At 55.9% G+C, this 19,783-nt stretch carries 14 protein-coding genes; 1 reads left to right on the top strand and 13 read right to left on the bottom strand.

Annotated features, from left to right (window positions below):
• Positions 1-10 precede the first annotated feature (10 nt).
• The 4 genes from RSX24_RS18895 to RSX24_RS18880 are packed head-to-tail and all read right to left on the bottom strand — an operon-like array spanning position 11 to position 3,266.
• Positions 11-1,030 carry a LacI family DNA-binding transcriptional regulator gene (locus RSX24_RS18895; protein ID WP_343261494.1) on the bottom strand — a complete coding sequence of 340 codons (1,020 nt, stop codon included), beginning with the start codon at positions 1,028-1,030 and terminating at the stop codon, positions 11-13.
• Entirely contained in the window at positions 1,027-1,767 is a 741-nt protein-coding gene (locus RSX24_RS18890; protein WP_343261493.1) for a glycerophosphodiester phosphodiesterase, read from the bottom strand. Before RSX24_RS18890 ends, RSX24_RS18895 begins: the two co-directional genes overlap by 4 nt.
• A gap of 12 nt (positions 1,768-1,779) precedes the next feature.
• Positions 1,780-2,799 (bottom strand): CehA/McbA family metallohydrolase, encoded by a 1,020-nt coding sequence (locus RSX24_RS18885; protein ID WP_343261492.1) that lies wholly within the window; start codon positions 2,797-2,799, stop codon positions 1,780-1,782.
• Positions 2,796-3,266 carry a hypothetical protein gene (locus RSX24_RS18880; RefSeq protein ID WP_343261491.1) on the bottom strand — a complete coding sequence of 157 codons (471 nt, stop codon included), beginning with the start codon at positions 3,264-3,266 and terminating at the stop codon, positions 2,796-2,798. The genes RSX24_RS18885 and RSX24_RS18880 overlap by 4 nt, the downstream gene beginning before the upstream one ends.
• A 330-nt stretch (positions 3,267-3,596) precedes the next feature.
• On the opposite strand from RSX24_RS18880, the gene RSX24_RS18875 reads away from it, so the two are divergent.
• Positions 3,597-4,214 carry a histidine phosphatase family protein gene (locus RSX24_RS18875; protein ID WP_343261490.1) on the top strand — a complete coding sequence of 206 codons (618 nt, stop codon included), beginning with the start codon at positions 3,597-3,599 and terminating at the stop codon, positions 4,212-4,214.
• 291 nt (positions 4,215-4,505) lie between these two features.
• On the opposite strand, the gene RSX24_RS18870 is transcribed toward RSX24_RS18875, so the two are convergent.
• The 9 genes from RSX24_RS18870 to RSX24_RS18830 form a co-directional block, all read right to left on the bottom strand.
• Positions 4,506-6,848: a rhamnogalacturonan lyase gene (locus RSX24_RS18870; RefSeq protein ID WP_343261579.1), complete on the bottom strand. Its 2,343-nt coding sequence runs from the start codon at positions 6,846-6,848 to the stop codon at positions 4,506-4,508.
• A 544-nt stretch (positions 6,849-7,392) separates the two neighbouring features.
• A complete protein-coding gene (locus tag RSX24_RS18865; RefSeq protein WP_343261489.1) occupies positions 7,393-9,570 on the bottom strand; it encodes a glycoside hydrolase family 6 protein in 2,178 nt (725 codons plus the stop codon).
• Between the two features lie 661 nt (positions 9,571-10,231).
• Positions 10,232-11,308: an efflux RND transporter periplasmic adaptor subunit gene (locus tag RSX24_RS18860; RefSeq protein WP_343261488.1), complete on the bottom strand. Its 1,077-nt coding sequence runs from the start codon at positions 11,306-11,308 to the stop codon at positions 10,232-10,234.
• Positions 11,309-11,401: 93 nt separating this feature from the next.
• The gene (locus tag RSX24_RS18855) at positions 11,402-12,769 is read right to left on the bottom strand and encodes an ABC transporter permease (protein ID WP_343261487.1); all 1,368 of its coding nucleotides are present in this window, start codon (positions 12,767-12,769) and stop codon (positions 11,402-11,404) included.
• Between the two features lies 1 nt (position 12,770).
• On the bottom strand, positions 12,771-13,469 hold the full coding sequence (locus RSX24_RS18850; RefSeq protein WP_343261578.1) for an ABC transporter ATP-binding protein: 699 nt from the start codon (positions 13,467-13,469) through the stop codon (positions 12,771-12,773).
• 1,095 nt (positions 13,470-14,564) lie between these two features.
• The gene (locus tag RSX24_RS18845; protein WP_343261486.1) at positions 14,565-15,395 is read right to left on the bottom strand and encodes an ABC transporter ATP-binding protein; all 831 of its coding nucleotides are present in this window, start codon (positions 15,393-15,395) and stop codon (positions 14,565-14,567) included.
• A 31-nt stretch (positions 15,396-15,426) separates the two neighbouring features.
• Entirely contained in the window at positions 15,427-16,488 is a 1,062-nt protein-coding gene (locus RSX24_RS18840; protein ID WP_343261485.1) for a FecCD family ABC transporter permease, read from the bottom strand.
• Positions 16,489-16,569: 81 nt separating this feature from the next.
• Positions 16,570-17,637, bottom strand: coding sequence for a FecCD family ABC transporter permease (locus RSX24_RS18835; protein WP_236420235.1), 1,068 nt, complete (start codon positions 17,635-17,637; stop codon positions 16,570-16,572).
• Positions 17,638-17,644: 7 nt separating this feature from the next.
• The gene (locus tag RSX24_RS18830; protein WP_343261484.1) at positions 17,645-19,672 is read right to left on the bottom strand and encodes an ABC transporter substrate-binding protein; all 2,028 of its coding nucleotides are present in this window, start codon (positions 19,670-19,672) and stop codon (positions 17,645-17,647) included.
• Positions 19,673-19,783: the final 111 nt, after the last annotated feature.

The following is a 19,783-nucleotide window of genomic DNA, read 5'->3' as shown; positions in this document are numbered from 1 at the left end:
TCCATCAACTTCAAGTAGACTGCCTGATCACGACTTCGCTGTCATATTCGACCAGCCGGGGCACGTCCTTCTCCCCGCCGATCAACCGGTCGAGAATGTCGACCGCATCCCGGCCGATGCCTGCCGCATTCACGCTCACTGTTGTCAAAGCCGGCGAATACATCGCGCCAAGCTCAATGTTGTCATATCCCATCACGGCGACTTCGCCAGGAATCCGTACTCCATGCTCCAGCAGCACTTTCATCGCACCCAATGCCAGCATGTCGTTCGTGGTGAACAAGGCTGTGTATCCGCCTGCGCGAAATGCGTCGTAATGCTGGTGCATCAGCCGGGCGCCATAATCGAAATGGGATTCGGGAGATTCGGCGATGAAAATGTCCTCCTCCCCGGATACGCCCAGCTGCAGCAATCGCTTGTGGAAACCGGATAACCGCAGCGAGTGGCTTCGGTGCGCGCCCGGGCCCGACAGGATGAAAAACCTGCGATGGCCGAGCCCATGCATATATTCCGCCGCGCGTTCCCCGCCTTCTTCGTCGTTGCTGACCAGATGAATGACCTCCGGATCGTCCGTCGATCCGTTGACCATCAGATACGGAATGTTGAATTTCTTCACGTAATCAATGACGTTTTTACGCAATCGGCTGACCAGAATCAGCCCATCTACCCGCTGCTCCAGCATGTAATCGGTCGAACGAAGCGACATTTCCTTGTCGGTTTTGAGGAAAACGGAGTAGCCTCTCGCTTCGGATGCCATGAGAATGGCATCGATGATTTTGCCATACAGCGGATGGGACACGATCGGCAGCGTCTCGCGAAACACGATGACGCCGATGTTGTTCGTGCGTTTCGTCACCATCGCCCTGGCGACGGCGTTTGGTTTATAACGCAGCTTCTCTGCCGCGTTCAGCACGCGTTCGCGCACCTCGGGGCTGGCGTAGCCTTTGCCGGAGATGACGCGCGAAGCCGTGGACTTCGATACGCCGGCCAGCTGCGCCAGCTCCTTTAAACTGTGATTCAGCTTGGTATTCAATCGCGTTTCTCCTTCGCTTCATTCCATTGCGCCTTGACGGCCATCAGCCCGGCCACGTTCCGCGTCGTGATCGACGCCACGCCCATCCCGGCGAGCCTGGCCATGTCGCTTGCGTCGGTCACGGTCCATGCGTAGACCTTCAGCTGTTCGCGCTCGGCCGTTTCCATTAGTTCCGGGCGGATCAATACATAGGGCATGTTCAGCCCAAAGCAATCCGCCGACCTTGCTTCATGGCATGCTTGCTTGACGGCCTCCGCGTAATCAAGCGTTCGGAAGCTGTCCACGTTTACGTTCAGCAGCTTGGGGACGTTGTTTCCGTAACGGTTGGCCTCCATGGCCACTTCATACTCGCAGCCGCTCAGGAAAGCTTGGTCCGTCATTTGCAGCCGGGTTAACATATGGAAGACAGGCTCCAGGCTGGCCGGCGTTTTAATGTCCAGATTCATCGTTTTGCCCGCGGCTCCGATCTGCCGCAGCATCGGCTCCAAAAGGGGAATCGGCTGCAGCAAGCCGGCGTTCAGTTCGTCCAGCGTCAAGCTGGATATGCTGCCATGGTTGCCGTCTGCCAGCACCACTTCGTCGTCATGGGCGAGCACGAGCACGCCGTCCCGCGTCACACGTATGTCGTCTTCGTAGATGTCCGCCCCCAGCGCGAGCGCCGCGTGCAGCGATTCGTTTGAATGCTCCGGCAAGCCCATACATCCCGTGTGTGCGGTTACCCATGGAAATGGCTTCATCTGCATGCACTCCTATTCAAAATAAATGGCATTCGTAAATGCGATCAGCATATAAGCACCCTGCACGCTGCCCCATAATTCGGCCCTGATCCACCTGCGGCCAGTGGCATCAGGAATGTTCAATTCGCATGGCTCCAATCGCGCATGGCTTTCGGGTGCATACACCTCACGAGTAACTTCCGTGCCCAGATTGGACTGCAGCACCAGCTTGCAGGTTCGTCCCGGCAGCGTCCATCGACCCGGCCTGACCGAGAAATCGATCGACACCGATGCGATGGCGAAATCGCCACCGTGTGCATCCGGTGGATGTGCCGGAATGATCGCTCCAAGATCATAAGCGGCACCTCCGGTTTTGATGCCTAACTCCAGCAGCGGACCGACCGTTACGGAGACATGTCCGCGGCGCAGGGCCTGGACGAGTTGTTCCTCGTCAGGATCGGCATCGTCCGGAATACCCAAATACGTCACGGACAGCGGATCCGTCGTGTCGGCCTGCGTATGCCAGTCGCGGCCGGAAGTAGCGGATATGCGATAGCCCTCGTTCAGCTTGTCATTCCATAAAGCGAATGCCCGTTGATTGTTGTGTTGGATCGGGGCAAAGGTCCCGGACCAAACCTCGATGTAATCGACGGCAGACCAGTCTTTGATCTCATACTCCCAATAACAGCCGGTGCAGGCCGGACTTCCGATTCGAAAAGGATGGGCAAGTCCTGCAACGCCGCCCTGTTCGTGGACGGCTGCGATGCCATCCAAAATGCCGTCCTTGTCTACGGTCCGCCAATCCACGTACGTATCCAGTCCAAGCGTGACCATATGTCCGTGGAACGTTGTCCACTCCATGCCCGGAATAATGAGCAGCCCATGTTCCTTAGCGATGTCTTTGCGATCGGCCAGACCGGACATCGTATTGTGGTCCGTCAAGGCAATCGCGTCGAAGCCAAGCTTGCTTGCTCCCGCGGCCAGTTCGGACAGCGTCTGACTTCCGTCACTGTGCAGCGTATGGGTATGCAGCTCACAGGCGAGCCATTTCATGCCTGCACCTCCGTTTCATCCGTCCAGACTTCCAGGCGATAATCGCACGCATCCGTCACGATGCAGTGGATGCTAAGCGTCACTGTCCAGTTCCCTGGCTTGATCAACCCACGAACAAGACCTGGGGATGCGTGAAGCTCGGATAGGTGTAGTTCTTGCACAGGGTCATGCCTATGGCATGCTCCACGATATTGATGCTCGTCATCCAGCGAGACGGTAATCAGATTGTTTAACGGCAAATAGGTGTCGGCCCGTGCCGCTGCCCGTTCCTGTTGATCCGGCAATACATATTTGGCAAAACTGGCTTCCAGCAAAGCGAGCGCTCGCTCGCGATCCTCCAGCACCTTCGGGGAATACGCGAATCGGATGTTCAAGCGCTCGGCAACCGCCGTTAATTGAAAAGGAATTCGAAGATGCGTCCCGGATTGTTCGGGAGTCACGCGTCCTTGGATGTCCATCAGGTTCATGGGGATGATCCTCCCTTGCCGTGATGTGGGATCGTTCCCACAGTGGGAACGATCCCACATGCCACTTATGTTACGGAGGAAGGATTAGCCCGATATCATCACGATGTTAAGCTTTTGTAAAAGGGAGAACAGAAAATTGGGGGCCTGAGAACGCTTCGAACTTGTTCTAACCCGCCGCGTGATTATTAGGTGGCATTGCATAAGAAGGAGAAGATGCGCGCTGACATTCAATATTCAGGATTGCAAATATAAATTAGTCGATTATATAATTAGATTATTATCTAATTATGAATTCATGAATCCTGTTATATTTGTAAAGGAGGTTATTTCATGGTTACCCATACTTTCTATCTGGTCAGGCATGGGCTCAAAGAGCAGGCGATCGGTGACGTTCCCCTTACCGCCGAAGGCATACGGCAGGCCCAAGCCGTCGCACGCATATTGGCTCCAATGCCCACTGACCTCATCGTAACCAGTCCGCTCCGGCGGGCGCGGCAAACGGCCGACTGCATTGCTGCACGGATCCAAGCGCCGTTGATGGAGGACGTACGCCTGAGAGAGCGGGCAAACTGGGGGGATCTGCCCGGCCAGACGCTGGAGCAATTCGTCGAGATGTGGGATCGCTGCACGCGCGATCCCGATTATGCGCCACCGATGGGCGACTCCGCCCGGCAGGCCGGGATGCGGTTCGCCGAAAGCCTGAACGAGCTTGGTGCCGTATCGGCTGCATCATCCGATGATGATCGCAATATTGTTATTGTTACGCATGGTGGCTTGATCACTGATTTGCTGGTTCACTTGTTCCGCGAAGATGAGCTGAACGTATGGCACGATGCGTTTATCGCCAAGCAGAGCCAGCTTGTGCCGGAGTGCTCCATCACGCGGCTGATTCATGAAAACGGACGGTATCGCCTGTCGGACTTTGCTTGCGTTTCACATCTGTCATGAATCCTTCTGCGAATGAAATTCACTGGCTTCGCGTTCGTCCAAGCGGCGCACCGCGATGGGCGAAATTTCACGAGCAATGTCAGGCATGAATTCTGCGGCTCTTGCGATGCAGCGCGTATTCAGTTTTTCGTTATTGTTAACCCTTGGGGCACAGCATTGTGAGCCTGTTTCTTGGAAAAACGAAAATAAGGCCCTGACGGGACCCGAGATGCCTGCCTCAAGCAGTTCGTGGCCCGTCAAAGCCTTTGTCTTTCCTTGCCTTATTGGAGATTCGTTTACCGGTTACCTTACTTACTTGTCGCCTTTACCTTTGCCTGGCGTATGGAACTTTGGCAGCGGCACCTTCGACCAGTCGATGTCCGAAGCCATGTAGAACGACGGATACGAAGGCTGGTTATACCCGCTGTTCTGGCCGGCGATGCCCACACGGTACATCGCGTCATGCATCAGCGTGTACAGCTTGCGATCCGTTAGCTCGGTGCTCAGGTAGATGCGGATCGCGGAGCTGTCTGCCGTGCGAACGAGCATCTCCTCGCGCCAGTCGCCGAAAATGTCCGCAACGAGCGACGGCGTTCCTTTCGTATGGTTGTTCGTCAGCGTGCCCGTGGCGGTGAGCAGCGTGCCGCGCGTCCAATCCTTGATCGTCGGCGTCACGTCGATCGCGCCGTCCACGATCTGGGTCGTCATGTTGCCTGCCCAACGGATGCTCATGTTGGTACCCGGAGCCGTATCGCTGATCTTCTGGCCATCGGCTGTCCACAGGCCTACGGCCCACGTTTCGAGGCCCCTGCGCGTCGGGTCAACGTCGCCGACCATGCCGCGTCCGGTATCTTTGCCGGTATACCCGCCATAGATCACTTCGCCGGTCTTGGCGTCTCTTAGCGAATAACCGTACGGAGCCCAAGGGCCGCCTTCATGCACCATGAAAATTTCGAGCCCCGGACGATCCGGATCGATGTCCGCCACATGAATCGCGTCGCCGTGTCCCAAGCGGGCCACCGTCCCCGGCGCAGCGCTCTCCGGCGGCATGACGTCGGTGGAACTGTACAAGACGCTGCCGTCATGGTCAATCGTGGCCGAGCCGTACACGATTTCCTGCTTGCCGTCCCCGTCCACGTCGGCCACGCTGAAATAGTGGGCTCCCTGCGTTGTGATCGAACCGTACTGCGGATCTGTGCCGTCTACGCCATGAGGCCCGTCGTTGAACGGATTTTTCATCGGCGTCCAGCCGCTGTCCACCTTCCATTCCTTCTTCAGCTTCTTGCCATCCCAGTTGTAAGCGACCATTGTAGAGCGAGTATAGTATCCGCGCGCGAAAATAGCGGAAGGCTTCTTGCCGTCCAGATAAGCCACCCCTGCCAGGAACCGGTCTACCCGGTTGCCGGGTTCGATGCGCGCCATCGCGTAATCGCCCCACATCAGGCCATCATCATGCCTTTCCGGTTCATAAGGCACGGTCTGCAGCTCTTTGCCGGATTCGCCTTCAAAGACGGTCACGTATTCCGGCCCGTTCAGGATGAAACCTTCAAACGTGCGCAGATCGTTCCGTGCGCTCCGTTCCGGCGCGTACACGTCCATAAAGTAGTCGGCCAAGCTCTCCGCATCCTGCTGGGAGAGAGGATACGTATACTTTTTCTCGATGCCGAAGGCTTCCTCCAGCGTGGCAGGCCAGTTCCCCTTGACGACTTCCTCGTGCTTATGCCAGTTCCGGAACATCTGCACTACATGATCGTAATATCCTTTTGCGCTCAGACGGTAATCATCCTCGTTCGAATAGCCCGCTTTGCGGTCCTCCTTCGGCAGGGTGATGTATTTCTCGGAAGTGACTTTGCCTTTTTTGTTGTATTTGATGATTTTGGTGCCGGGAGCGGTTTTGAACATCAATTCAGCCTTGCCGTCCCCGTCGAAATCATAAACGAGCATCTGCGTATAATGAGCACCCGAACGGATGTTGACCCCGAGATCGATCCGGTACAACAGCTGCCCGTCCAGCGTGTAACAATCGACGTAAGTGCTGCCGGTATATCCTTTTTGCGAAACGTCCTTGGCATTGGATGGATCCCATTTGACGAAAAACTCGTATTGGCCGTCGCCGTTCACATCTCCGACGCTCATGTCATTGGCGGAATACGTATAGGCTTCTCCGGCAGGAGTCACACCATCGGCAGGTTTCTGCAATGGCAGATCGATATATCCGTTGGCCCAAGGTTTGACGGCATCGCTTTTTTTGCTTTCCTTGCCTTTGGAGTTCACGGCGGCGACCTGGTACTTGGAGGACGTTTTGCCTGCCGGATCGACATAATTGGTGCTGTCCGTTACGGTCGCGATCTTCTTGCCGTCGCGGTAAACGTTAAAGTCCGTTCCCGTCAACCCCTTGTCGCTGTATCCCGTTGCTTCGTCCGCCAGCAGCCTCCAGCTGAGAAACACACCCTCGGATGTCGATGCGGCGACCAGCCCCCGATCCAGGTATTCGAGCTGAATGCTTTTCACCTGACCGCCTCCTTTGTTGGATTGCAGTTCAACATCAGCCGAACCGCTAACGGATGGCGCTGTCGCCCCGGCGATTCCTGAAGTGCCTGCCAGAAGCAAAGCTGCGCTAAGCGCGGAGGAAAGCACTTTTGCCGCCAAAGGCATGCGTGTCTTTCCACGTTTTGAGTACAATGGCGATACCTTGTTCTGAAACCTTGACATGTGTCTTTCCGAATTCATCCACCTTCACTCTCCCTTAGACCGAATCGGTGATGCTGCAGCAGCTTCATGATCAAGCTTTGGAACGTTTGGCCGCTCTATTGAAGAATCAGCCAGATTTCATTCATCTTTGAATGGATACGCTTACATTTTGCTTGAAATAAAAAAATGCCTTTCTTTGCATTGCGGCATACGATCTGCCGCAGGCCATCGATCCGATCCCCCTTTCATCCTTCGGCCCCCGCTGCCAAGCCTGATCCCTGGCAACCTGACGAAATGGTTAGAGCATACTTTTTGATCTGCCCATCGGCTATTATTATAGAGCCCGTTCCTGTCTCAATATAGTTAATTTTCAGTGCAAAATAGGCACTATTCAGTGTTTAAAATTTGAAATAAAGGAAAAACCGCCATCCTCCTTGCCAGAGGATCGCGGTTTTGTCCTTGTTATCCAAGCTCTTTCAAAACGCTGAGCACTGCCTCGGCAGTAGCCTCAAGGCTCAATGCCCCATACCAGGCTTCCGTCTTTATAAAGGGTTACCTTGCTCCAATCTTGATAAGAAGTTTTGGTCGGATCGTAGGAATAATCGTCGGTTTCGTCAAAATTGCTCCAGTCTGTTTTGTACATCCGCAGCTGGATATCCCCCGATTGTCCGCCAGCCGGAATGCTGCCTGCCCCTGCCGTGAAGCTGAGCTCCACATACCCATCCGCAAACGTGCGCTGGATGTTGCTGCCTCCGATCTGGGCATAATCGATGGCTGAATCCATCGCGGCGCTGCCTTCTTTCGTAAAGTAATAGCGAAGCTTCAAGTCGCTCAGGTTTACGACCGTATTTCCCGTATTTTTGATATTGAAATAGGGTTTGATCTGATTATCGGCCGCATTGGTATCTCCTGCATGGTATTGCACCACCAGATCACCTGTGGGAACGACCACGCTCTGCGGCGTTGCCGTCGCGGCGACGGAAGGGCTGCTCTCGCCTGCCGCATTCACCGCGCTTACCACGTAATGGTACGTCGTACCATTGTTCAGGCCCGTATCCGTGTACGATGCTGCAGTCACGTTCGCGGCCACCGTTGCGTATGGACCCGATGCATTCGTCGCGCGTTTTACATGATAACTCGTTGCTCCGGAAGACGCGCTCCAGCTTAAAGTCACTTGACCGTTGCCGGCCGTCGCCGTCAGTGATGCAGGTGCCGAAGGCGCCGTTTCGCCGTTGCCCGGCGTAGATCCGCCGCCATTGCTCGCCGGGATCACCGGAAACGCGTTCTGCACGAGCATAACGAATTGGTCATGGAACCAGTGCCCGGAAATCGGTGCATTCGGCAGCGCGCCGGTCAGAACGCCATCCCGGGTGACGAACGTGGGATCGCACATCCGGTCGAAGCCCTTGCCTTCATTGTTCGGAATGGCGGAGCTGGAGCCGTCCGACTCGCCCGGAGGCTTGACCCATACATAGGCGTCCAGATGAGCGGCCCCCGGTGCTGCCTGCGGCGGCTGCCCGATGCCTGCTCCGCTGTTGTTGCACCAGTTGCCCCGATGGTCGCGGCGATCGACGCGTCCGGAGTCGACGTAGGTGTTGATATTGCTGCCCGACGCGGTGGAAGGCCGATTCGGCCCGCCCCAGCCATTGCGGCTCGTATCGATGAGGAAGCCGATGCTGCTTGGCCATCCTGCCTGCACAAACCCGTTATAGAGGGCGGCGGTAAAATCGGTTTCGTCGAAATACGGATTCCATTCGTAGAAATCGGATGAACGGATCGGCTGGCCGCCAATGTTCAGATCCGGGTTCGGCAGGTTCGGCTCATGCAGCGGCGTCGTATTGGCCGTGTTGGTAATGAAGCCGTCCACGCTGTTCAAGCCGGACGTCGTTCCTTGCACAACATCGGTATAGAGCGCAATGGCGCCTGTACGGTTGTTGTCCCAGCCGAGCCAGCCGGAATGGCCGATGTCCAGATAGTTGTATACGTTCGGAATGGCATGAAGTTTATTGATCGCGTATTGCACGCCCTCTTCATAGATGCCGGTGGAACTCGCTTGCGCGCAGGCCGGCGTGCTCAGGTTGGTGACCAGGTTCGGCAAGCTGTCCGGCTCAATGACCGCGACGATGCGGATATCCTGGTATTTCGGGTCTGCAAAAATATCGGCGAGTACATCAATGTACTCCGTTTTGTACGTTTGAAGCGCAGCCTGCGTCAAAGGCAGCTCGCCGTTGGAGGCCAGCGCGTGGCAATCCCGGCCAGGCAGGTTATAGATGACAAACGTGGCCGTAATCGGCACGCCGGGCTGCTTCTGCGCGAGGACCGCGTCCAGATGCTGCTCCACGCTTTTGCGGCCCGCATTGTCGGCACCGCCATAGATTGCCGCGATGCGATCGACCCAGACGGCGGTCGGATACGATTTTACCGTTTCCATCTTGGCTTTGAGCGCCGTGTCGGACGTCTGTGCAATCGACGTGTCCACCAGGGCCGAATAATCCTGATTGACGTACGCGGTGGCACCTACGAACGGATTGTCCACATGCGCCTCCGCTGCCCGGATCGTGTCCGCAGTCATGCCCGGGAAGATGCCCGCAGCCAGCAAAGCTCCTGCAAGCACTTGTTTGATGCTTTTGCGAAACAGCTTTTTCCTTCCCGCCGGGCTTCCCGGTATCGTTTTCCTCTTTGCCATTATAATTCCACCTTTCTCCTTTTGGATTGGATGTTACCTCATGACTGATCCTCTGGGTCGGCAAGATGAACATGCCCGGTAGAGAACGCCCTGATGTATGGATGGGTATTGGCAGGCACACCTCCGTAAACAATTTGATAATGCTTGCTTATGAACCATGCGATGGATCGAACGATTCCATGGCAAGTTGGACAGGCCGGAAAGTTCGTCTACGTATACAGGAGCTCTCGATGGATAAATGAAACGTTGAAGGTCAGGCACTGAAAGGAGATTAGCGATGCTTTGTTGCGTCGAAGTCTGTAAGTAAAACCGAACCGATGCAAAGAAATGGGCAAATGTGGATGCTGCTCTGAGGGTGATTGCGGGTATTCGTGATGAGGTGGTTGACCGACTGCGAGTAAGCGCTTACTAAATTGAAGTTAATGGAAGCACATGATCTGGCGGTTTCGCTCGTTTGAACCTTACACGGCATGTTCACCTCCTTTTGAATCGATTATACCCTATGAAAATATTACTGTAAATTGAATTAATTAAAATATTTTATATTTTTTAGAAGAAAATCAACGGCAACAAACAAGCCGGGCAAAAACGGTTCTCTTTGCCCGGCTTGTCCTTATTTTTCGGCAGATGCCATGCTCGACACCGATTGGATTCATCGCCGTTAAGGTAAAACCACGATATCCCCTGGCTTCAATCCGCTAATCACTTCGGTCTGGTCCCCCGACTCCATGCCGGTTTTCACGGTTCGCGGCTCGGTCTGCCCGTTTCCTTTGTCGAGCAGCACGTAAGGTTCGGCTTGATCGCGCATGATGGCGAGGCTTGAAACGACGGTGGCTTTGTCCTTGCGCGCCGTTTCAATCTCTCCCTCAAGACTGACTCCGCCATACATCCGGGCATCCGGCTTCAGGTCAATGACGATATCGAACTGGGAAGCCTGCTTGAGGTCGGCGTCGGAGCCTTTGCGGGCGAATTTGGATACCTTGCTCACCTTGCCCGTGAACTCCGGCTCTTTATTGGCCGTCATGCGAACTTTTACCGGCATGCCGGGTTTGAGCGTAAACAGTTCCTCTTCGCCGATGACCGCCATGAATTGCAGCTTGGACGTGTTCGTGATGCTGCCTACGGACTGGCCTTCGCTGACCATGCGGGTCTTCGTGTCGGAATCGTTCAACTGGAAAATGCCCGATGCCGGAGCGTACACGGTCGCCCTGCCGATGACCTCTTGCTTCTTCTGTATGTCCTGTTCTTTCAAGGCGATTGCTTTCTGGTTCAGCTCATTGGTCATGCGTTTACTCTCCCGGTCGGCAAACGCCTTTTTGCGTTCTTCCTCGGTTACGCCGAACGATGCGCTCATGTCGGCTTGATCCATGGTCACCTGATTGATTTCGATTTCCAGCTTCGCCTTCTCCAGATCGCTTTGCAGCTGCTGGACCTCCGTTTGAAGCGTCGAAGTATCCAGCGTAAACAGCACGTCTCCTTTCTTCACCTGCTGCCCGTTCTTCACGTTCCATTGTTTGATGCTTGCGGCGTATGGCGCAAAAACGTCCGTCTGGTCCGTGTAGACCGACTTTCCTTTTACCTGTATCGTCTGGGTCATCGTTTGCCGGGTGACTTCGAACGTAATCGGCGGCGGAACCTCGATGGGAGCTTCCGGCTGCGGTTTGTATTTCTCATATAGCCAGTAACCCGCCCCTGCCATAATCGCCACGGTTACGATGACGTTGATCCATTTTTTCATTGCTGCATGTTCCCTTTCGCTGATAAAGTGATTGGCCGGACCTTGTACATGATCCGCTCTTGAGCTTGAGCTTGAGCTTGAGCCGGAGCTTGGTCATCCTGACTTGATCACGCTAAGCGCATTGGTTCGTGACGCGCTGATGGCCGGGTAGATGCCCGAAACGATGCCTACCAGGACGGCAAACAAAATGCCCTGCGGCAAGGCCGACTGCTGAATGATCACCGTCATCGGCCCGTTCTGCTGGTCGGCCATCTGGCTTGCCAGCAGGCCGTTCACGCCGCCAAGCGCGGCAAACGCGATGCCTACGCCGGCCAAGCCGCCCATCAGTCCAAGCATGGCTGCCTCGGCAATGAACATCTGGCGTACCTGCCACAGATTGGCGCCCAGCACCTTCATTACGCCGATCTGTTTGCGGCGTTGGTGGGTCGACATGATCATCGCCACGATGATCGACAAAGACGCCAGCACCATGATGAAGCCGCCGATGCCGATGGCTGCCTTCTGGTACATCGCGAGTTGGCCTGCCAAAGCCTCTTCCTGGAACAGGTTGCTTTCCGTATTCAGCATCAGCTTCTGGATCTGTTGTTCCACTTGGGCAACATAACGTTTGTCCTCGACTTTGACCAAGGCGGAATTCAGGCGGGCGGCGGCCTTTCCGTCCGCCCGCTGCATGCCGAGCTCATCCTGCAGCGCACGCGCCGTATCGAGCGGCATATATATTTTTTTATCGTTCCGGGCGCTTTCGCCGCTCATGTTCGCTGGCTGAGCCAGCTCCCCGGTCACCCGCACGGAGCCGCTTGTTCTGCTTTTGCCGGGATTCGCCATATCCTCGTACCTGAATTGCACCCGTTCCTGCACGAGCTTGTCCTGCTTGGACGCCATCTCCATGTATTGCTGGAGCAGGTCGTTGTTATATGGATCGTTGTTCAACTGCTCGAACAATTTTTGCGTCACTTTGGGGTCGACGAGTCCGAATGTTGCCCCGTAACTTGCAACGGCTGTTCGTCCGCCACCCGCCGCTCCGCTTCCCTGCGCATACTTGTATCCGAATCCGCCCAGCGTCCCGAGCTCCGTGCCGATCGCCTCCACATAAGAGCTTCGTCCGTCGGGCAGCACCATCTCCACCATGTCCAGCTTCAGCATCGGAGCTACGGCGATGACGTGCGGGAGCCGCTGGATAATTCCGATTTTCTCCGGCGTCAACGCGCCCCGTTCAAACGTCGAGGTCTGGCGGCTCGCGCCGCCGGTGCGAATGCCTTCATTCGGCCTGACCGTGATTTCGTCCATCTTGTAATTCGCATTTAGCGTCTGCTCGCTATACGCCTGAATGGATTGCCCTACGCTGAGCGCAATGATCATTGCGGCCGAGCCGATGGACAAGCCGATCATGCAGAGCAGGGTCACCACTTTCCTGCGAACGATTTGCCCCCATGCCATGCGGGTTACATCCCAAATTCTCACGTTACTTCTCCTTTACTCCGGCTTGCTGCACGGTTTCGCGAACGAGACGTCCCTGCTGAAGCGTAAGCACGACCTGCATCTGTTCAGCGACTTCCGCCTCATGGGTCACGATGACGAACGTAGTCCGCATTTCCCGATTCAACCGCTGCAAAATGGTAATGATCTCTTCCTCCGTCTCCGTATCCAAATTCCCTGTCGGCTCATCGGCAAAAATAACCGACGGCTCGGTAATGAGCGAACGCGCGATGCTGACGCGCTGCTGCTGCCCGCCGGATAGCTGGGAAGGGAACAGAGCAGCCTTGGGGGCGAGCCCCACCTGTTCCAGCAGGCTTAAAGCTTTGGTTTTGCGCTTGGATGGGCTTACTCCCATAAATACAAGCGGAAGCTCCACATTTTCGCGTACCGTCAGGTTGGACAGCAGTTCATACGACTGGAAAATAAAACCGATATGGCTGCGCCGAAACTCGGCCAGCCGGTTCTCGCCCAGGCGCACGATATCCTGATCGGCGATCCAGATCTTGCCTTGGTCCGGCTTCATCAGCCCGGCCATCAAGTTAAGCAGGGTTGATTTGCCGGAGCCCGAGCTGCCGAGAAGCGCAACCATCGTTCCCTTTTCCACCGTGAGGTTGATATCCTGAAGCACCGGCACACTTTCCTTGGCGTTGCGAAATGCGTGCGATACCTGTTCTACCCGTAACATTGCTGCCAATCGTTCATCTTCCTTTCCTTTCCTTTCCTTACCTCGCCTTACCTCAACTTCTCTCCTCGCCGGGACCGGCAACCGGAAAAACTCTGGCGAACTCCGATAGTTCGCAGACGTGCGGATGGGTTCCCATCGTTATGTACACCTTGATTATAGTGGCGAGATGTATCCGTCCTGACGGCGGATGTATCCAATTTGTAACATATGGGGATGACGCGTACATGGGAGGGGCGTTGAGGTAGGAGGGTCTATGTTGCCATTACACAACTTGAGTAGCCTTCTGCAATCTTGGAGGGAGAATCTTTTATTGGCCCGCTCTCTTACAAGTTTGGCAATAATGCCTGCAAGCTATGGTATTAAGGCAGGATGCGATTCGGTGAGGGTAGGCCCTCTTGCAAAGGAGACGCTTTTTCCTTAGGCGAACCCAGATATGTGTAGGTGATCCTTGTTGGCGTTCTTTGGTGGTGTTCTTTGGTGGTACTCTTTGTCGGTACTCTTTATTTGTGCGTCTTGCTGGTATTCCTGGTTCGTACTGTTTGTCGCATCGGATGCTTCTAGGGTGCTTCTCGGGTGCTCCTTAGATACTTCTTGGGTGCTCTCCCCCAATGTGCCACACTCTTGAACTCTAACGAACTTCTGGCGTCTTATTTAGGGTAAATCAGGCCAAAAAGGGCTCATTTAGGCGTAATAACGTGTGTCAGGTTCGTAAGAAAACGAAAAGGACGGAAATCGACCATATAAGACGTTTCAGGTTCGTTACGCCATAATCGGCATGGTGGTTTTCAAGCTGCGTCTTCATCCACAGCGTTTTGTCTACAACGTCTTGCCTACAGCGTCTTACGTCTTGCCAACAACGTTTTGCCACAACGTTTTGCCCACAGCCCACAGCCGTTTTGCCCTTCCGTTAGACTTGTCATCACCTCTTCCTATACCCATAAAAAAAGGTCGACCCGCGCCACTTTCATGACGTACAGGTCAACCTTCAACTTCTTAACGTTATGTATCAAAAAAAGAACCGCGACTGCCGTTTCGTTTCAGTGAATCGGGTTGCTTTTTCCCGCTTGCCAACACATACAGAGCCTATGTCCTGCATCACGCCCGACGTTTGCCGATAGGCACGACAAGCGGTGTACCCGTCACCGGATCCTCGATGACTTTGCAAGGTAAATCGAATACCTCCTCGACCAGCGCCTCGGTCACGATGTCCCGCGGATCTCCCTGCGCCACAATGGCGCCGTTTTTCATGGCGATGAGATGTGTGGCGTATCTGGCCGCATGATTCAAATCATGCAGCACCGCCACCAGCGTATGCCCGTCCGCATTCAGCTCCGTGAACAGTTCCATCAGCTCGATCTGATGCGCGATGTCCAGAAACGTCGTCGGTTCGTCCAGCAGCAGCAATGGCGTTTGCTGCGCCAAGGCCATCGCGACCCATACCCGCTGGCGCTGGCCGCCGGAGAGCTCGTCCACCAGCCGCCCAGCCAGGCTGCTCGTGCCCGTAGCTTCCATGGCCCCTGCAACAATCTGTTCATCTGCTTCCGTCCACTGCCTGAAAATGCTCTGGTGCGGATATCGGCCACGAGCAACCAGATCGGCTACCGCAATGCCGTCTGGGGCGATGGCCGTCTGGGGCAGCAGCCCCAATCGGCGGGCGACCTCTTTCGCTTTATACGTCGCGAGCTCCTTCCCGTCCAGCATCACATGCCCGCGCTCCGGCTTCAGCAGGCCGGACAGCGCCCGCAGCAGCGTGGACTTTCCACAGGCATTCGGACCGATGATGACCGTGAACGAATTCAGCGGGATCGTGACCGACAGGCTTTCGATGATCGTGCGTTTGTCATATTGGACACTTAACGTTTCGGCCCGCAGTGGCGAGGCAGCCGCCGCGCCGTGTCCCGCTTTTTTATGTTCGGAAATTGTCATGATTACCGGATTCGTCCCCTTCCTCTCCAACCTACTTGCCTGAACCGGACCCATTTTTTCTCGCCTGCATGAACAGCAGCCACACCAGATACAATCCGCCCAGCGACAACGTTACAACGCCGACCGGAAACACCGTTCCGCGTATCAGCCGCTGCGCCGCAAAATCGGCGCCCAGCATCATCAATGCACCCATAGCTGCGGCAGGCATCAAGCTGCGCGATGCTCCCGCAAGCCTTTTGGCCATCTGCGGCGCGGCCAGCGCAACGAAGGACACGGGACCGATCACCGCCGTCGGCACAGCCGTCAAGGCCACAGCCGTGGCAATAAGCAGGAAGCGGCTTTTTTCCACCGCAACGCCATGCGCCATGGCCGTATCGTCCCCCAGCTCCATTTCTCGCAAAGGCCTTGTCTGTAACATCGCACCCAAAAGAAGCACAACAGCCACAACCGATGCAGGCAGCACTTGTTCCCAACTAACGCCGTTCAATGAACCGACGCCCCACGCCGCGGCCGCAAACGCCGCATCCGGGTCGCTGCGCAGAAGCAGCATGGAATTGAGGCTGCCCAGCATGGCGGATATGCCGATCCCGACAATGATCAGGCGGAATCCTTTGGAGCCCCCGCGAAAAGCCAACGCATACACGATCACGGCCGTGCCGATTCCGCCCAGAATCGCTCCTGAAGCTACAGCCGCAAAGGATACGGTTCCCGTGCCCAGCAGCACCAGCAGCGCCCCCGTATAAGAACCGGAGCTGAACCCGATGATGTCTGGCGATCCGAGCGGATTTTTGGTCAGCGACTGGAAGATCGCCCCGCTCGCTCCGAGCGCTGCGCCAAACACCATGGCGGCAATGGCTCTGGGCAGCCTCCACTCCACCACAACGGTCCGCACCATACCCTCGGCATGGCCCATTATGGCCCGAAACACGTCTGCCACGCTTACCGGCATCGTGCCCACCATCAGCGAAAGAACGCCGAGCGCGATGACGATGCCGAGCATCGCCAGGGTAGCCAGCAGCGCCTTGACCCCCAGCCTGATCTTGATCGGCCAAGTCACTGCCCACTCGCGGCGACCGGCTTGAACAGGTCGCAATCGTCTCATCCCCTTTATCATGCCAACCCGTTTATAGACAATGTCATGAAGATAAGTCGAACTTAATGGCATTGGTCTGGTCTACAGGCCGCTTGCTTTTTTTCTTCGAATCAACAGAATCAGGATCGGCGCGCCGAGAAATGCCGTAATGATGCCTACCGGAATTTCGGCAGGCGGCATAACGACCCGGCCAAGGACATCCGACACAAGCAGCAGAAGCGGTGCCGCCACCAGCGAATAGAGGAAAATCCAACGTTGGTCCGGGCCGACGAACCAGCGCACGCAGTGCGGCACCATCAGTCCGAGGAACCCGACCGGTCCGGCGACGGCGGTGGCTCCGCCAGCCAGAAGGGTAACCGCGATCAGGCAGATGATCCGGGTCCGCTGAATGTGCACGCCCATCGACGCGGCCCGTTCATCTCCAAGAGCCACGGCATTAAGCGCCGGCGATACGGCGAGGGCAAGCAGCACGCCAACGATCATGAACGGCAGCACGGGCCAAAGATCGCTCAGGCTTCTTCTCGCCAGAGAACCGACGCTCCATTGCAGCATCTGGGAAAACGCCTCGCTGTTCAGCATGCGAAACACGGTCGTGATCCCGCTTAACGCCGCCCCGATCGCCACGCCTGCCAGCGTAATCTGCACCGGCGTTGGCGAGACTCTCCCTGCGCCGCCGCTGATCACATACACAGCCATCGTAGCCAGCAGCGCTCCCGCAAAGGCAAACCACATGTATCCCGTCATACTCGTCACCGAGAACAGGCCTATTCCAGCCGCAACGGCGAACGCTGCCCCGGCGTTGACGCCCAATATGCCCGGATCGGCGAGCGGATTCCGCGTAAAAGCTTGAATAAGCGCACCGGACAAGCCCAGCGCGCTCCCCACCGCCAAGGCGAGCACCGTGCGCGGCACCCGTGCCTCCAGTATGGCTGTATGATCGTAACTTCCGTCAGGAGCGGTCAACGCTGCCCATACGGTAACAGCAGAAAGCGGCTTGGCGCCAACCATGAGGCTGATCACCACGCCGCCCGCGAGCAGGATCAGCAGGGCGAGCAGCCCTGCCGTCCTTGTCACTGCCGCTTTCGTGTTTTGCGCGTGTCTGGCTTCCTCCGGCCTGCCTTTTTTCATGGAACGACTGGATGATGCCATCAATGGATTACTCCTTCCCGTTCAACGCGTCTGCGAGCTGCGGAACAAGATGTTCCACGGTCCAGAGCAAGGCAGGAATGCTTCCCGTCGAGAATGCGCGCGATGTTTCGCGATCCAGCACCAATCCCCGGCCATCCGCTACGGAAGGAATCTTCTGAAACAGCGGTTGCTCGGTGACCGCATTTGGCTCCACACCGATCGGTACAATGACCGTCAGGTCCGCATCCAGCATCTCGAGGCGTTCATCTGCCACTTTGATCGCAAAGTTGGTGCTTTCCGTCTCTTCGATCTCCTGTTTCGTCACGAAGCCGAGACGTTTCATGAAGTCGATGCGAGTGCTGCCCGTAACATACGCCCCGAACCCGCTGGATTGATAGGACCCGACCACTGCCGTTTTGCCGGCAAATTCGGGATGATCGCTCGCTGCTTTCGCAAATGCGTCATTGACCTGGGCCAGCAGCGCTTCGCCTTCATCCACCTTGTTGAGCGCCTTGGCAATCATGCGCAGCTGGTCTTCGGAGGATGTTTTGTAACGGTCCCCTCCTTCCGGAATGCCGAGGGTAGGCGCGATCTCGGACAAACGTTTGTAGCGCTCCTCATCCCCGGACGATTTCACGTCAAGGATCAAATCCGGCTCCAGGCTCGCGATCAGCTCATAGTCCGGCTCCAACGTTCCAATGATCGTTGGTGCTGTATGGTAACTGCCCTCCAGCCAAGGCCCTACGCCGTCGCCACCGAAGGCCACCCAGTCGCTGGCACCGATCGGTTCCACGCCAAGGCTGAGAGCCGTTTCCGCATCTCCCCACCCCAGTGCTACGATACGCTTCGGCTCGGCCGTAATATCCACCTTGCCAAATTTGGTTTCAATGGAAGCTTGATAAGGCTGGGATGCCGCCGTGTCCCCTGATGCGGATTGCGTTGTTGCCGTTTGCTGGGTGACGGACCCGCTTTGGTTGTCTGCCGCATTCCCGGCCGCTCCGCCCGAACCACTATTTCCCGTCGAGCAAGCGCTGAGCGCTACTGTAAAACAAAGCAGCATCGTTGCTGCCCACTTTTTGTTGCGGAACATGGATGAAGCCCCCTCTTTAGCATCTAAATAAGAATGATAATCCTTATCAATACTGTACTGCGCCAAAAAAGGATCTCCCATGTCATATCGTGCCATCCCGGATGGCAAATATGGACAAGTGGGGCTATATCTATGTTCGGTTCGATAGCGCAGAGGGGATACGCCAACGTGTTTTTTGAACATTTTGCTGAAATAATAACTGTCAGGCTGGCCGATGCTTTCGGCGATTTCCTGAAGCGTCGCATCCGTGCCGACCAGCAGCTCCTTCGATCTCGCAATCCGCAGATGAATGATGTATTCGATCGGGCTTTTTCCGGTCTCGTTCTTGAAAATCCGGGAGAAGTGGCGCGTGCTGCAATACAGCTTCGCAGCCAGCTCCTCCAGCGTGATGTGACGGGTATAATTGGCATGCATGTACTGGATGGCCCGGGATACCAGATCGTCGTGAACAAGCAGCGCACCGCTGGTATTGGCCTGCTGCAGAACCTCGTACACGAACTGGTACATGAGCGATTTGACGCGAATCCGCTGAAGCTTGTCCCGGGACTGGTTTTCCCAGGCAGCCATCATTTCCTGCACCTGATGCAGCAATACGGACGAGGATACCGGCGCTACGCTGTAGCTTTGATAATAAGCCCCTTGCCGATCCTTGCCTGGCAGCAACCGCTGCTTCAGCAGTTCCGGCAAGGTTGCCCCGTAAAAGATCAGGTAATATTCGAAGCAGGTTTCCACCCGGTCTATCACCAAAATACTCCCTTTGGTACCGTGCAATATAAGGAAGCGTTCGACTTGCCGGCGCACATCGCCGAGATGGATCGTCGCTTCTCCCTTCACTGCATACAAAAAGCAATTGGCCGGCAGCCGGTACGGCGCGCCCGTTTCCCCCTGATCCCGCACAATGTGGCGGATGTCCAAAACATGGATATGCGAATGGCTCCAAACGAGCAATGGCTGGCTCGCCTGCATTGCACGTTTCACCTCCTCTATGTTGATGCAGAAGCATACGCTTGTGTGTCTGGTCATGGCATTGAATCCACAACCCATTATATTATAATTGAAAACAATTCTCATTAAGAA

Origin of the sequence: Paenibacillus hubeiensis, from assembly GCF_032334105.1 — a bacterium.
In the GTDB taxonomy this organism is placed as follows: Bacteria; Bacillota; Bacilli; order Paenibacillales; family Paenibacillaceae; genus Paenibacillus; species Paenibacillus hubeiensis.
This window is presented reverse-complemented; position numbering and strand designations above follow the sequence as displayed.

What these genes read in the sequence shown, in the direction of transcription:
- RSX24_RS18850 (WP_343261578.1), bottom strand. Translation starts at nt 13,469, where the DNA reads ATGTTACGGGTAGAACAGGTATCGCACGCATTTCGCAACGCCAAGGAA.
- RSX24_RS18860 (WP_343261488.1), bottom strand. Translation starts at nt 11,308, where the DNA reads ATGAAAAAATGGATCAACGTCATCGTAACCGTGGCGATTATGGCAGGG.
- RSX24_RS18885 (WP_343261492.1), bottom strand. Translation starts at nt 2,799, where the DNA reads ATGAAATGGCTCGCCTGTGAGCTGCATACCCATACGCTGCACAGTGAC.
- RSX24_RS18870 (WP_343261579.1), bottom strand. Translation starts at nt 6,848, where the DNA reads ATGCCTTTGGCGGCAAAAGTGCTTTCCTCCGCGCTTAGCGCAGCTTTG.
- RSX24_RS18890 (WP_343261493.1), bottom strand. Translation starts at nt 1,767, where the DNA reads ATGAAGCCATTTCCATGGGTAACCGCACACACGGGATGTATGGGCTTG.
- RSX24_RS18845 (WP_343261486.1), bottom strand. Translation starts at nt 15,395, where the DNA reads ATGACAATTTCCGAACATAAAAAAGCGGGACACGGCGCGGCGGCTGCC.
- RSX24_RS18835 (WP_236420235.1), bottom strand. Translation starts at nt 17,637, where the DNA reads ATGGCATCATCCAGTCGTTCCATGAAAAAAGGCAGGCCGGAGGAAGCC.
- RSX24_RS18875 (WP_343261490.1), top strand. Translation starts at nt 3,597, where the DNA reads ATGGTTACCCATACTTTCTATCTGGTCAGGCATGGGCTCAAAGAGCAG.
- RSX24_RS18865 (WP_343261489.1), bottom strand. Translation starts at nt 9,570, where the DNA reads ATGGCAAAGAGGAAAACGATACCGGGAAGCCCGGCGGGAAGGAAAAAG.
- RSX24_RS18830 (WP_343261484.1), bottom strand. Translation starts at nt 19,672, where the DNA reads ATGCAGGCGAGCCAGCCATTGCTCGTTTGGAGCCATTCGCATATCCAT.
- RSX24_RS18880 (WP_343261491.1), bottom strand. Translation starts at nt 3,266, where the DNA reads ATGAACCTGATGGACATCCAAGGACGCGTGACTCCCGAACAATCCGGG.